Below are 13,114 nucleotides of genomic sequence, written 5' to 3' on the forward strand. Positions count from 1 at the left end.
CAATGACTTTTGCCAAACCGCCTAAAGCTCAGTAAATTCAGCAAAGTTCAGGGTTTTGGGGGTTAGAGGCATGCTCCCTAAACGCTCGGCGCCGCTTCCGCGACCATCCCTGGCTCCTTTCCCTCTGGGAGAGGGGGCAATGCAAACAACTGTAGATTTGTACAAACAACTGTAGATTTGTACTGAGATGATCTTGAGAGTTTTGGACTAGAGCTGGGTGGAGCTCTCCTAAGACTAGGTAGCCCGTAGCTGCACCGGCATAACCAAATAACAGAGCCGCATTGCCCCAAGGGGCTTCCAGATGGCCGGCTGCGTGGCGCCGTTTAGCTCCAGGCTCACCTGCTGCGTATGAAACACCCTGAGGGCATCCAGCAGGTAACGCACATTGAAGGCCAGCTCCAGGTCAGGACCAGACATCTGCACTGGCAACGATTCCTCGCCACTGCCCACATCGGGCGCCTCGGTGCTGATGCGCAGGGTTTGGGTTGCGGCAGAAAGATTGAACTTGACGATGTCGTTTCTTTGGGCAGCGAGTACTCCCACCCGCTCCAGCGACTCCATCAAGGGCCGACGCTCCAGGGTTACCTGCCGCTCAAATTGCTTGGGAATTAGGCGGTTGTAGTCGGGATATTGGCCCTCCAAGAGACGGCTGGTAATCCGCTGTTGGCACTGGGTTTTGCCGGCGCGAGGGGGCAGCACAAACTGCACCTGGGATCGGTCAAACCGCAATTCCACCGTAGAGGCCGCGGTCTGGGTGTCGAGGATGCGCTCCACCTCTCGCAAAGTGCGAGCGGGAATGGTGAAATCCAACCCTATTTCCCCATGGGCCGAAGCAACCGGGATCCCTTCGGCCTCCACCTGCACCATCGCCAGACGGTGCCCATCGGTGGCTGCAAACTCCAGGCAAGGGGGATCCCCCGCCAAGAGCTTGACATGCACCCCTGTGAGCACCTGCTTGGTCTCATCTCCAGAGGCCGCAAAAAGGGTTTGGCCGATCCCCTGCAACAGGCTCTCGATGGGCAGCTCCAGAGCCTGAGCTGTCGGGCTTTCCTCCCCCGCAAAATCGCCATCTGCGTCGGCGGTGCGGAGCGATATTTCCGGTAGGGTGGGGTACTCTTCAGCCGACATGCTGCGCACTTGGTACTGGCCGGCTGCCGACATGAGAATCACAGGGGCACTCTCCTGGGCTTGGCTGCTCGCGTCAAGAGTCACTGGGCCGCTGGGCAGACGGCTGACGATGTCGCTGAGCAGCTTGGCCGGCAGGGTGGTGCGACCGGATCCCCTGACCTGAGCCTCGAACTCGCTGCGAATGCACAAGTTCAAGTCAAAGGCAGTGAGGGCAACCCGTTGAGTTTCCGCATCGACCTCTACCAACACGTTGGCCAAAACGGGCAGGGCGGGGCGGCTGGCCACAGCCCGTCCAACGGAAGTGAGGTGGTGGCTGAGATCGGCTTGCTCGCAGGTGAAGCTAAAACCCTCCAGCGGCGCGTCAACAGCTTCGTTAAAGCGGCTCTCCCCACAATAGGGAGCTGCAGTCTTGCTGCTGCGCAACACCGGCGCGAACGACTCGGTTTCCGATTCTCGATCCACAGGACGCTGAGCTTGCACCATGGGGGGCACTTGAGGGCTGCACACGCAGATCCTACACCGACTGCCCCGGTTGGATCCCTGCCCTTGCAGACAAGTTTTGGAAAATTTGCCTCGCGCGTAGGACAGATCTGAAATTTCGATCCCTGCCTAATTTAATTTTTTGATCTAGTAGTAGTAGGGGCTGTGGAAACTGTGGAAAGTGATCGTCAACACCTTGTGCCATGAGCTTTTGAGCCTATTCCCCACCTGTGGAAAAACTGTGGATAACTTGGCCACTTTTCCACAGGGTATTTATACCTGTTAATAACTTGGGGGTTTTTTCCACAGGTTTTCCACAGATTTTCCAGGTTTTTCCACAGGTTTTCCACAGGCTAATGTTATGGTTTTCTGACAAATTCATAAAAATTAACGCACAGTCAGTGTGAGATCCCCTAAGGTAGTGAATCCTTCCCCCTAGATATGGCTGGGGATTCCACCGGAGCTGGGGCGGGCTTCGCTGGATTTCCACAGGTTTTCCACAGGCTGTCGAAGAAAGCCTGGGATATTGCTCTGGGCTTGTCGGCCTTGCCTGGCCACCTGTGAGCTGACACGGGATTTTTGGCAAGACCCCAGAGGAGCGGGAAAGCGCTCTACGCACCAGAAGCGGCAAAGGAGGTCAGGATGAGGATGGGACAGCGCCTGACCCAAAATTGGAATTGGGCTGCTGCAGGAGCGAGTCGCAATAGGGATGCGGTCTAGAGTCCGTACCCGCGAAGGGCCAGGCGTAGGTCAACGGGATCCGTTTTGGTGATGGCGGGAGCGCAGCACGATCACGTCAGAAAGCTGGCGCAGTTGACTTTGAACCTGGGTGAGCTGTTTCTTATCACGTACATCGATACAGAGATCGATCAGGGCGGTGCGGTTGGCAAAAGTTTGTACCTTAGCATTGCGAACATTAATGCCTTGATCCGATAGACGGGAAAGAATGTCCCGCAGCACCCCAACGCGGTCGATAACCTCCAGATGCAGTTCTACCGGGTAGATCTGGGCGCTCTGCCGCAGTTGCTCTTCGTTCCATCGTACCGGCACCAGCCGTTCCCCCGAAACCTGGGCCACCCTTGGGCAATCCCGGTGATGGATGCTGATCCCCTTAAAGCGGGTGACCACGCCCAAGATCGGATCCCCCGGCAGCGGATTACAACACTTGGCCAACTGGTGTTTCAGACCCTCCACCCCCAGAATGGGAGATTGGGATTTGATAGAACTGGGAGCCGCAGAAGCCCGTGGCAACAACAGCTTGGATCCCTCAAGCGATTCCTCCTCTGTGGGAGCAGATACTGCCGGCCTGCTGACCTCCTGCAGCCGATGGATCACCAGCGTGGGGGTTGTCTCACCATAACCCAGAGCGGCTAACAAATCCTCTACGCTGGCGTAGTTGAGCTTTTCGGCTACCTTCTGCATCCGCTCTGATTTGAGCAGGGCATCAAAGCCCGTTTTGCCCAGCTCCCGCTCCAGCAAATGCCGGCCCCGCGCGATGTTTTGCTCGCGATTGGAGCGCTTAAACCATTGGCGAATGCGATTGCGGGCAGAGCTGGTGGCAACGAAATTGATCCAGTCCAGGCTGGGATGGGCATTTTTGTGCGTGATGATCTGCACAATGTCGCCGTTGCGCAGGCGGGTATCCAGGGGCACGATCTTGTTGTTTACCCGTGCTCCTGCACAGTGATCCCCAATTTCGGAGTGGATGCGATAGGCGAAGTCCACCGGACAGGATCCCTGGGGCAGGGCCAGCAAGTCCCCCTTGGGCGTGAAAACGTAAACCTCGCTCTCAAACAGATTCTCGCGAAGGGTGTCCAGATACTCTTTGTCGTCTTTGAGGTCGTTTTGCCACTCCAAGAGCTGCCGCAGCCAGGTGAAGCGCTCCTCGTCCGCCTTGACGGTGGTGCTGCCGGCCTCCTTGTACTTCCAGTGGGCGGCGATCCCGTACTCAGCCACGCGGTGCATCTCTTCGGTGCGGATCTGCACCTCCACCGGTCTTCCCTGCGGGCCAATCACCGCCGTATGCAAAGATTGGTAACGATTGGCCTTGGGCAGACCAATGTAGTCTTTGAAACGCCCAGGGATGGGGCGAAAGCAGTTGTGAACGACTGCCAGCACCCGATAGCACTCGCTGTTGGTATGCACGATCACCCGCACTGCCGAGAGATCGTAAATCTCGTGAAATTCTTTGTGCTGCTGCTGCATCTTGCGATAGATGCTGTACAAATGTTTGGGCCGTCCGCTGATCTCAAAGCGTTCCAGTCCCGCTTGAAGAAGGTTCTGCCGCAGCTCTTCGATAAAAGCTTGGATCTCGGCCTCTCGCTCGGCGCGCTTGGCGTTGACCAATTCCTGAATCTTCCGGTAAGCCTCGTAGTCCAGATACTTAAAAGCCAAGTCTTCCAGTTCCCATTTGAAATGCCAGATCCCCAGCCGGTTGGCCAAAGGGGCGAAAATTTCCATGGTTTCGGCTGCAATTTGCCGTTGCTTACTGGGGGAGAGATACTGCAGCGTGCGCATGTTGTGTAAGCGATCCGCCAGCTTGACCACGATGACTCGAATATCTTTGGCCATGGCCACAAACATGCGGCGGAAATTTTCCGCTTGCTGCTCGGTTTTGCTGGAGAAATTGAACTTAGAGAGTTTGGTAACTCCTTCTACCAGTAGGCGAACTTCAGAGCCGAATTCAGCTTCCAGGGCTTCTGGGGTAACTTCTGTATCCTCAATAACATCGTGCAAAAGGCCCGCTGCCACCGTCACCGCATCTCCCCCCAGCTCCCGCAGGAGAGTGGCCACGGCTACCGGATGGGCAATGTAGGGATCCCCTGATTTGCGTTTTTGGCCCTGATGCAAACAATAGGAAAACTCAAAGGCACGGCGCAGCAGATTGGCTTCTTCAGCCGTGTAAGGCCGCAGCCCATCGCCGGGATCCTCGGCACCGGAAAGCAGAGCACGCAGCCACCCTGGCACCTCAAAACCGAGGCTATTCAGGTCGAGACCTCCATCTGAGGTGGCAATGACAGCCGTCTGACCCATGCGAACCCGGCGAAAAGGGATGTTTGATTACTGACTATAGTTCATCCAGCTTAACCGCCGACAGATTAGAGGAGGAAAAAACGGCTGGAATAAAAAGAAGCATTGGCTGTCTGCCAACGCCGACCGCTTGCCATCCTCGGCAGATCGAGAGTCAGTCTTCGCTCCACTCCTCGCAGTTGCCGATCAAATCGCAGAGGGGATCCGAGGGGCAGTAGTCTTGCAGCTCCAGCTCTTGGGCAATCGCCTGCCACTCCCGCTGCGGGAAAAAGGGTTGCAGGTGGGCAATGGCTGCAGAGCGGCGTAAGACCCCCTGCTGAATGAGGCGACGAGCTTCCTCCTGGATGGCCTCAACCGCATAGTGGGTGGCTTGTAAAGTGGGCATAGCTTAACCTACACGTGGAATGGATGGGACGCACCGAAGGGTCAGGGAAAATCTTGCCTCGCTACCCCCATCATAGAACTGGGTCTCGTTTCGTAGCAAGAGATACAAGTTTGTATTGCAGGCAACCTTAAGGTCCGCTTAAAAGCCCAAGCCATCGGCTCCTGCGGTCACTATGCCTTTTTCTGGGTTCAGAGTGACGATAGATCCATCCCGGATTAAGCGGGTAGCATCCTTGACCCCCACCAGCACCGGCACCCCCAGCCGCAGGCCAATGACTGCTGCATGAGAGGAGGCTCCCTCTTCTTCGGTAATCACGCCGGCTGCCTGTTTGATCGCCTCCACATAGTTGGCGTCGGTGGATTGGGCAACCAAAATGTCTCCGGCGGTGATTTTGCCGGCATCGAGGCTGGATCTCAAGATGCGGGCCGGGCCGCTGACAATGCCTTTGCCAAACCCTTTGCCTTGAGCCACCACCGCTTTCACCACATCCACCTTGATCAGATCGGTGGATCCCGCAACGCCTGGCAGGGTTCCTGCACTGAGCACCACCAAGTCGCCATCCTTGAGCAAGCCATCTTCCTGAGCCAAGCTGATGGCCGCTTGAAAGGTCTGGCGGGTGGTGGCCAAATCCATAACCAACAGCGGATGTACCCCCCAAACCAACTGCAGCCGCCGTGCCACTTCCACATGGGGGGTTACGGCTAGGATGGGAGTGCGGGGGCGAAACTTAGAGACATTGCGAGCAGTAGCCCCCGTTTTGGTCAGGGTCATCACGGCTACGGCATCCAACTCCTGGGCGATCTCCCCCACGGCGCGGCTGATCGAGTCGGTGATCAGGGTTTTGGGCCGCATTCCAGCAGGACTGTTGCCGTTGTTTTGGCTCAGCTCCTGCATGGCAAGGGCGCGAAGGCGTTGTCGTCGGTCGGCGGAGGTCAGGTCAAAGTAATCGCGCTCGGTGCGCACGGCAATGCGGGCCATGGTGGCAACGGCCTCGACAGGGTATTTGCCCACAGCCGTCTCGTTGGAGAGCATGACGGCATCGGTGCCATCCAAAATGGCGTTGGCCACATCGGAGATTTCGGCACGGGTAGGCCGGGGGCTGTGCACCATGCTGTCCAGCATTTGGGTGGCCGTAATTACCGGGATCCCCAGGGAGTTGGCCAGGGCGATCACCCGCTTCTGCAGGATCGGCACCTCTTCCGCGGGCAGCTCTACCCCCAGATCTCCCCGCGCCACCATCACACCGTCGCTGAGGGCCAAAATCTGGGGCAGTTGTTCGATGGCCTCGTGTTTCTCGATCTTGACGATGATGGGTACCCGCTTGTCGGCTGAGCCGGAAGAAGGCCGTTTGGCTGAGGCAATGAGCTCCCGCAGCTCCAGCACATCAGAGGGATCCCGCACAAAGCTGAGGGCCACCCAATCCACCCCTTGGTTGAGGCCGAAGTAGAGATCTTCTTTGTCTTTCGGAGTCACGGCGCGGATGCTCAGGCGCACACCGGGGAAATTGACCCCTTTGTTGTTGGAGAGGGTACCCCCGACAATGGTGCGGCAGAAGAGTTCGCCCGCTTCCGGATCCACGGCTTCCACCCGCATCTCCACTCGACCATCGTCGATGAGGATCGTCGCTCCTTCGGGCACTTCTTGGGCCAGCTTGTCGTAGGTGACCCAACTGCGCTCTTGGGATCCCAAGACGGGCTTACTGGTCAACACAAAGGGATCCCCAGCCTTGAGGGTGATCGAGCCTTCGGCGAACTTGCCCAAGCGGATTTTCGGCCCCTGTAGGTCTTGCAAGATGGCGACCTGAATGCCCAGATCCATCGAAGTTTGGCGGATCAGGCGAATGCTGCGGCGGTGTAGCTCGTGATCCCCATGGGAAAAGTTGAGGCGAAGGGTAGTTGCCCCTTGCAGGATCATCTCCCTGAGAATGGCCGGGTTTGAGCTGGCAGGGCCAATGGTGGCGACAATTTTGGTGCGTCGAAAAGAATCGCTCAAATGCATGTCCACTGTTCCCAAGGGAGAGCAGCCCAGATCCTTCCCCCACATAGGGATCTCTCTGATTACGATAACCCGTTATGTCTTTTTTGAGGCACCGCTTTTTTAAAATCCCCAGCGAGAGAGGATGGGAAAATAGGCAAAGCAGAGTGTAGAGATTCATCTGGAGTCGAGCGATGCCGGTTGCCCCCGAATACGCCTTCCCCTTCGAGCACCATCAGAAGTTCTCTCTGGATAACCCCACTATCTCCAGCCCAGGGGTTTCCAAGCGGGAATACATAGCCAGCAGAGTACTGCAGGGTATCGTGAGCAATCCCCAGACTCCCGTCGGCGATTTGTCTCCTGAGCAACGACAGGCTTTGGTCTATACGGCGGTGTTGTTGGCAGATGATTTGTTGGCGGCCCTCGGCGCTCAGTAGAGAGGTTCTTGAGATTGCAGCGCACCCTCTTGGGGTGAGGTTTAGGCCGAGGTTGACCGTTCGCGGCGGGGGGCCGTAGGCTCTGCTACTACATACGCCGCAGCCGTTGAGTCAACTCTTCCCCCAAGCGCATCCATTCTGCCATCCCTTCGGGACTCACCTGTCGGTCATTTTGCCAAAGAATGAGGTGGGCGCCAGCTCCTTCGGCGCAATAGTTGGGATGCTGCTCCCAAAAACCAAGGACGCCGGGATGAAAACGTAGCCGAACTTGGGCTTCATCCTGTCCTCGCAAGAGATAGCTCCGAGAAAACTTAGGGTGGCTCTCGAAATTGATATCTTGCATGCCAAAAGCTTTGGCGATGCCGTGGAAAAAGGCATTTTCGGGGTGCAGCCGAAAACGCGGCAGATGAAGATCCTCGTGATAGGCGTAGAAGACGGACTGGCGATAAGTTCTGGAACCCTCGCCACTGCCGCTGGTGTATTGGTAATCAAAAACGGTAATCTCAGTGCCATCGATCAGCCGCTTGGACATCGAATTATAGAAACGCCGCCCATGGCCTCGTTCAAACAGTCCAAAGCCTGCTTGCAACAAGCGAGATCGAATCTCTTCAGGCAACTGGGCAGAAAAGCGCATTCCTAGCTGTGCAGCTACCCGCTCCAGAGCTTCTCGACGTTTCTTGTCTTGATAAAAGGCCAGGGCTAACATCCCGACCGCCAGAGCTAAAAACAGGATAAAAATAAGCCACTCCATACCGTCTCCCTCGGCTTAGCCACTGCAGTGCCCATCCCCACAATACCTGAGCGGATCCCCAAAAGGATCCCTGCCTGGGCAACTGCTTTCGACCATTCAACCGAGCAGTCTTTTCTTATCCTTTGTGGAGAGTTGGGAGAGTTAATGTAGAGAGTTGACCCAAGACAGTAAGGGCTGTCAGCGCTCACCCAGGGTTGTAAGGCATTCAAGAATCCTCACTTTTCAAGCTGGTGAGCATGTTTGTTTCGATTTAGGTTGAGACACTTCCCAACTGCTCCGCCTTGCTTCCGCAACCACCTCCAGGCAAAGGGAGAGAGGAGCCAGGAAGCAATACAACTAAACAGTTTCGTTGCTGCTTAAAGTGATCACTATAAATGATCAGTTTTATATCATGTGTTTAGAGCTTGACGAAATTGTAGGGAGCAGTAAAGTTGTTGTAGCGAATGCGCAGCCGCCCTTGAAAGGTGTGGTCTAGCTCCTCCACTTTTTGGGCAAAAACCGGCTCATCTTCCCAATTGATCAAAAACGAGCCGTTGTAGGCCATGTTTTCGGTGAGCAGATCTCCTTCCACGCGGTCGCTGGCCAAGGGGCTTAGGGCTGCTGTGAAGGCTTGGGCAATGCGCTGACGCCGCTGCTCCAAGAGTTGCTCTAGAGCCCGTCCGATCTCAACTACCGCGTCCAATCCCAAAGGAGCGCCGGCCATTTCGTCCCGCCGAGCTTTGAGGGCAGGGTTTTCCTCTAGCCCCAGCTTGAGCTCCTGCTCGGGATCCCAGAAGACCTTTACTCCCACCTCCCGCTTGCCCTCTAGGCGCTCCAGCAGAGCCAGCAGATCCGCCAAGCGGGGCTGCACCAAGTCCCGTTCCACCTGCTCCCAGCCGCTGACCACCAGACCAAATTGCAGGGGCAGCAGAGCCCGATGTCCCTCGTTCATCACTTTTTCCAGCACGGCTTCATGGGCAAGCAAGTTGGCCCGGCTGGCCAGGTAGCGCTCTTGTCGAGCCTGGGAATACAAGAAGGCCAGGGATCCCAGCCCGTGAACCTGCACCGGCTGCTTGTCCAATCCCACCACACTCAGGTGGCGCGGGCCGGGGGCAGCGACGATCCCGTAGAGGTAGAGGGAGCTATGGGGATTTGCCGTTGGCATTGCTGCGGGCATCTCCGATCAGCCACGTGAGGTTGGACTCTTCGGTGTCGATGGCATTGCCATCCGAGGAAATGCAGTAGCGACCCATCACCATCTGGTGGCGCAGGGTTACGCCTGCCGCGATCTGGGTGTAGTTAAAAATTAAGCTGCCATCCAGCGTACACCCTTCATTCAACACACATCCGTAGCCAATTGCCGTGGGGCCGATGAGTTTGACCCCGTCCGCCAAATAGCTGCTGGCCCCGATGTAGACCGGTGGCTCGATGTGGATGCGATCCCAGTTGGCGCGGATGTTGATCCCCGTCCATACGCCGGGTTGAATCTGGATCCCAGGCACCTTGACTCCCTTGATCTCGCCGCGCAGCACTTTTTGCACCGCCAGCCAGTAGTCGTGGGTGCGGCCAATGTCCACCCACTGAAAGTCAGCCGTGATCCCATAAAAGGGGGCACCCGCTTTCACCAAGGCCGGGAAGAGATCGCTGCCGATGTCGTAGGGGCAGCCGGGGGGAATGTAGTCGAACACTTCCGGCTCGAAAACGTAGATGCCGGTGTTGATGGTGTGGCTGAGGGCCTCTTCCCGCCTGGGCTTTTCTTGGAAGGCAGTGATGCGACCCGTCTCATCGGTTACCACCACTCCGTAGCTGGAGACCTGGCTGGGATCCACCTCCCGCAACACCACGGTGGCCAGCGCTCCCTTGGATTTGTGGAAGTTGACGATCTGCGTGAGGTTCAGGTCGATCAGGGCATCCCCACAGAGCACCACAAAGGTACTGTCGAAAAATCCGGAGAAATCCTGGATCTTGCGCATACCGCCAGCGGAGCCCAGAGGTTCGGCCACCGGCTGGCCGTTCTCAAAGTGACCCTCGAACGAAAAGCCGATGTGAACCCCCCACTGCTGCCCATCGCGGAAGTAGTCTTCGATTTGGTGGGCCAAGTGGCTGGTGTTGATCATAATTTGGTTAAACCCATGTTCCCGCAGCAGCTCCACCAAAAATTCCATGACAGGCTTGTGCAAAATGGGGATCATCGGCTTCGGCATCATGTAGGTGATGGGCCGCACTCGCGTGCCTTTGCCTGCTGCCAGGATCATGGCTTTCATGCCGTTGTCACTCCTCCGGGCTAACCGTGCTCTGACTTTATCAAAAATTTGGGTCTAAAACCCCGCCCTTGAGGGCGGCTTTTCTTGATTTTGGCTGTAAGCAACTAAGACTTGTAGAGGAGCCCCACCCACACTCGATGCAAAATAGCTAGGGCTCCACAAGGCAGTTTTGCCGTAGGGCTTGGGAAACTTAGCCTGGCCGTACCTGCGACTGGAGACTCTTGAGAGCGTTAACCATCTGGAAATAGACCACTTAGGTGGGTAGAAAATCAAAAGATGAATATGGTCTGCTCCACCGTTAAACTCTAAAATCTCAAAATCCATCGATTGGGCAATGCTCTTAAATGCTGCCGCAATTAAGTCCAAACCTTCCTGCGTTAGTATCCTGCGTTTGTATTGGGTGACAAACACCAAGTGCGCTTGCAAGCTGGAAACGCTGTTGCGGTCTCTCCTTAATCCCATATGCTAAGATGACGCGCCAACCTAACTTCAACCCATGCAAGCCCGCTATAGGTATAGGTTCTACCCTACAGACCAACAGAAGCAAGCCCTAGCCAAAGTATTCGGTTGTGTCAGGTTTGTCTGGAACGAGGCCCTGGCCCACTGCCAAGCCGTTGGCAAGTATCCAGGGTACAACGCTTTGTCAAAGCGGCTGACAGGGTTAAAGCAATCAGTGGCATGGCTCAAGGAGGTATCCAGTGTTGCCCTACAGCAATCCTTGAGGCACTTAGACCAAGTGTACCGGCGTTTTTTTGAGAACAAAGGAGGTTTTCCACACTTCAAGAAGAAACAATCAAAGCAGTCATTGACTTTAGTGGCCAATAGCTTTTCCCTGAAAGGGGAGCGTGTGCATCTCGCCAAGATAGGAACTATCCAGCCTATCTGGAGCCGTCCGCTGCCAAGTCAACCAAGCTCTGTAACCATAATCAAGGACTGCGCGGAGCGGTACTTTGTTAGCTTCGTCGTAGAGGTGGAGCCTATGCGTGTTCCTGCTCAGTCTCCCAGCGTTGGGGTGGATTTGGGCATCAAAACCGTTGCCGCTGTAAGTAACAGAGCTCAGTACCACAGCCCCAACGATGAGCCTTTGTACCGGCGCATCGCTCAGTTGCAAAAGCCATTGGCCAGACGGGTCCAAGGGTCAAAGCGGTGGGAGCGGACAAGGCTGAGGATGGCCAAGTTGCACCGTCGCCTTGCTGACCTGCGGTTGGACTTCCTGCACAAGCTGTCTACCAAGCTCATCAGCGAAAACCAAGTGGTTTGTTTGGAAGACCTGAATGTAAGTGGGATGTTGAAAAACCGCAAACTGTCCAGGGCAATTAGCAGGCAAGGGTGGGGGATGTTTCGCGCTTTGTGCGAGGCAAAAGGGGGCAAGTACGGCAGGGAAGTGCGGGTCATTGACCGCTGGGCAGCAACCAGTCAGCACTGTTCGAAGTGTGGCTGGCATTGGGGCAAGCTTGACCTAGCTACTCGGGTGGTGGTCTGCGACGGTTGTGGCACAGTCCACGACCGGGATGGGAATGCTTCCCGAAGCATAGAGCAAGTCGGGATGGGGCAAAGCGCTCCGCGCCGCCAAGGCGAGCGCCCGACTCTAGAACGGATGTGGAGACTGTTCGCGCCAGCGGGACGGAGTCCTAGTAAGACCAGCTTGCTGGCATCGGTCTGTGAAGCGTCAAGAATCCTTGCTCTTTAGGGCATGGAGTATGTCAACCCACTCTGGCCCTGAACAACTGGCGCAGGTGCGGCTTGTGTTGGTGCAGCCGGCTGGGCCACGCAATTTGGGCGCTGTTGCTCGCATCATGAAAAACATGGGCCTCAGGCAATGGGTGCTGGTGGATCCCCAATGTGATCCCCTGGATGCCGAGGCGCTCACCGCAGCCGTGCATGGGGCGGACTTGCTCCACCAAGCCCAGAAGGTGCATACCTTGCCCGAAGCCCTGCAAGGGTGTGTGCAGGTTTTCGGGACAACGGGACGCAGCCAAACCTACCCACCCGAATGGCAAATTCAGTCTCCTCGCCAAGCCTTCCCTGCCCTGCTGGCCGCCGGCCCTGCTGCCCTCGTGTTTGGCCCCGAAGATCGCGGCTTGAGCAACGAGGAGCTGGCCCTCTGCCATCACCAGATCCAGATCCCCACCGATGCGACCTATCCCTCTTTGAACTTGGCCCAAGCCGTGGCCATTTGTTGCTATGAGCTGTACACCCTTGCCTGCGAGAGCCCTTCTCCCGCTCCTCCTGTGCCCTCACCGCAAAGGCTTGCCTCCTTCGAGCTGCTGCAAGGCTTTTTCGCTCACCTGGAAGCGCTGTTGCTGCAGATTGGCTACCTGCGCCCCCACACAGCCCGCCGCAAAATGCTCAAGTTTCGCGCCCTGTTCCAGCGGGCCGGCCTAACCGTGGCCGAGGTGGCCTTGCTGCGCGGGATCCTACGGCAACTGCAATGGAGCCAGGGATCCTCCTGTCAAGAACCTCTAGAAGCAAATAGGGATCCTGTCCCGCCGACGCGACCGGGTTCCAGCGGGATCCCATCCTAACTGCTAGAGCTTGAGGGCGGCGCGGGGATTGTAGGATTGAACCTGCTGCAGCTTTTCGTAAAGTTCTCGCTCTTCGCCAGAGACCTGGGTGGGCAAATGGATCTGCACCACCACGTAAAAATCCCCCCGTTCTCCGTTGCCTTTGGGAAATCCCCTTTCCG

At 56.6% G+C, this 13,114-nt stretch carries 11 protein-coding genes; 3 read left to right on the forward strand and 8 right to left on the reverse strand.

Going from position 1 to position 13,114, the window contains the following annotated elements; translation table 11 throughout:
• Positions 1–234: 234 nt before the first annotated feature.
• The 4 genes from dnaN to pyk form a co-directional block, all read right to left on the reverse strand.
• On the reverse strand, positions 235–1,611 hold the full coding sequence (gene dnaN, locus NW849_RS11695) for a DNA polymerase III subunit beta (RefSeq protein WP_414357779.1): 1,377 nt from the start codon (positions 1,609–1,611) through the stop codon (positions 235–237).
• A 747-nt stretch (positions 1,612–2,358) separates the two neighbouring features.
• Positions 2,359–4,641 (reverse strand): RelA/SpoT family protein, encoded by a 2,283-nt coding sequence (locus NW849_RS11700; RefSeq protein ID WP_414357780.1) that lies wholly within the window; start codon positions 4,639–4,641, stop codon positions 2,359–2,361.
• A 151-nt stretch (positions 4,642–4,792) separates the two neighbouring features.
• The gene (locus tag NW849_RS11705) at positions 4,793–5,023 is read right to left on the reverse strand and encodes a DUF4327 family protein (protein ID WP_414342658.1); all 231 of its coding nucleotides are present in this window, start codon (positions 5,021–5,023) and stop codon (positions 4,793–4,795) included.
• Between the two features lie 138 nt (positions 5,024–5,161).
• The gene (gene pyk / locus NW849_RS11710) at positions 5,162–7,021 is read right to left on the reverse strand and encodes a pyruvate kinase (protein ID WP_414357781.1); all 1,860 of its coding nucleotides are present in this window, start codon (positions 7,019–7,021) and stop codon (positions 5,162–5,164) included.
• Positions 7,022–7,191: 170 nt separating this feature from the next.
• Here pyk and NW849_RS11715 point away from each other — a divergent pair, with 170 nt between their 5' ends.
• Positions 7,192–7,434 carry a hypothetical protein gene (locus tag NW849_RS11715; RefSeq protein WP_414351871.1) on the forward strand — a complete coding sequence of 81 codons (243 nt, stop codon included), beginning with the start codon at positions 7,192–7,194 and terminating at the stop codon, positions 7,432–7,434.
• An 88-nt stretch (positions 7,435–7,522) separates the two neighbouring features.
• Here the strand turns inward: NW849_RS11715 and NW849_RS11720 are convergent, their stop codons facing one another.
• The 4 genes from NW849_RS11720 to tnpA all read right to left on the reverse strand — a co-directional run bounded on the left by NW849_RS11720 (position 7,523) and on the right by tnpA (position 10,890).
• Positions 7,523–8,185: a hypothetical protein gene (locus NW849_RS11720; protein WP_414357782.1), complete on the reverse strand. Its 663-nt coding sequence runs from the start codon at positions 8,183–8,185 to the stop codon at positions 7,523–7,525.
• Between the two features lie 397 nt (positions 8,186–8,582).
• Positions 8,583–9,329, reverse strand: coding sequence for a GvpL/GvpF family gas vesicle protein (locus NW849_RS11725; RefSeq protein ID WP_414357783.1), 747 nt, complete (start codon positions 9,327–9,329; stop codon positions 8,583–8,585).
• Positions 9,307–10,428 (reverse strand): sugar phosphate nucleotidyltransferase, encoded by a 1,122-nt coding sequence (locus NW849_RS11730; protein ID WP_414357784.1) that lies wholly within the window; start codon positions 10,426–10,428, stop codon positions 9,307–9,309. The genes NW849_RS11725 and NW849_RS11730 overlap by 23 nt, the downstream gene beginning before the upstream one ends.
• Positions 10,429–10,482: 54 nt before the next feature.
• Positions 10,483–10,890 (reverse strand): IS200/IS605 family transposase, encoded by a 408-nt coding sequence (gene tnpA, locus NW849_RS11735; RefSeq protein WP_414357785.1) that lies wholly within the window; start codon positions 10,888–10,890, stop codon positions 10,483–10,485.
• Positions 10,891–10,924: 34 nt separating this feature from the next.
• Here tnpA and NW849_RS11740 point away from each other — a divergent pair, with 34 nt between their 5' ends.
• On the forward strand, positions 10,925–12,118 hold the full coding sequence (locus NW849_RS11740) for an RNA-guided endonuclease InsQ/TnpB family protein (RefSeq protein ID WP_414357786.1): 1,194 nt from the start codon (positions 10,925–10,927) through the stop codon (positions 12,116–12,118).
• Between the two features lie 10 nt (positions 12,119–12,128).
• Positions 12,129–12,953, forward strand: coding sequence for an RNA methyltransferase (locus NW849_RS11745; protein ID WP_414357787.1), 825 nt, complete (start codon positions 12,129–12,131; stop codon positions 12,951–12,953).
• The last annotated feature ends 161 nt before the right edge of the window (positions 12,954–13,114 follow it).

It is taken from the genome of Synechococcus sp. R55.3 (genome assembly GCF_047461975.1).
Classification (GTDB): domain Bacteria; phylum Cyanobacteriota; class Cyanobacteriia; order Thermostichales; family Thermostichaceae; genus Thermostichus.

Excerpts from the sequence above, each read along its gene's own strand:
- NW849_RS11705 (WP_414342658.1), bottom strand. The coding sequence starts at position 5,023 with ATGCCCACTTTACAAGCCACCCACTATGCGGTTGAGGCCATCCAGGAG.
- NW849_RS11740 (WP_414357786.1), top strand. The coding sequence starts at position 10,925 with ATGCAAGCCCGCTATAGGTATAGGTTCTACCCTACAGACCAACAGAAG.
- NW849_RS11715 (WP_414351871.1), top strand. The coding sequence starts at position 7,192 with ATGCCGGTTGCCCCCGAATACGCCTTCCCCTTCGAGCACCATCAGAAG.
- dnaN (WP_414357779.1), bottom strand. The coding sequence starts at position 1,611 with ATGGTGCAAGCTCAGCGTCCTGTGGATCGAGAATCGGAAACCGAGTCG.
- pyk (WP_414357781.1), bottom strand. The coding sequence starts at position 7,021 with ATGCATTTGAGCGATTCTTTTCGACGCACCAAAATTGTCGCCACCATT.
- NW849_RS11745 (WP_414357787.1), top strand. The coding sequence starts at position 12,129 with ATGTCAACCCACTCTGGCCCTGAACAACTGGCGCAGGTGCGGCTTGTG.
- NW849_RS11725 (WP_414357783.1), bottom strand. The coding sequence starts at position 9,329 with ATGCCAACGGCAAATCCCCATAGCTCCCTCTACCTCTACGGGATCGTC.
- NW849_RS11700 (WP_414357780.1), bottom strand. The coding sequence starts at position 4,641 with ATGGGTCAGACGGCTGTCATTGCCACCTCAGATGGAGGTCTCGACCTG.
- tnpA (WP_414357785.1), bottom strand. The coding sequence starts at position 10,890 with ATGGGATTAAGGAGAGACCGCAACAGCGTTTCCAGCTTGCAAGCGCAC.
- NW849_RS11720 (WP_414357782.1), bottom strand. The coding sequence starts at position 8,185 with ATGGAGTGGCTTATTTTTATCCTGTTTTTAGCTCTGGCGGTCGGGATG.
- NW849_RS11730 (WP_414357784.1), bottom strand. The coding sequence starts at position 10,428 with ATGAAAGCCATGATCCTGGCAGCAGGCAAAGGCACGCGAGTGCGGCCC.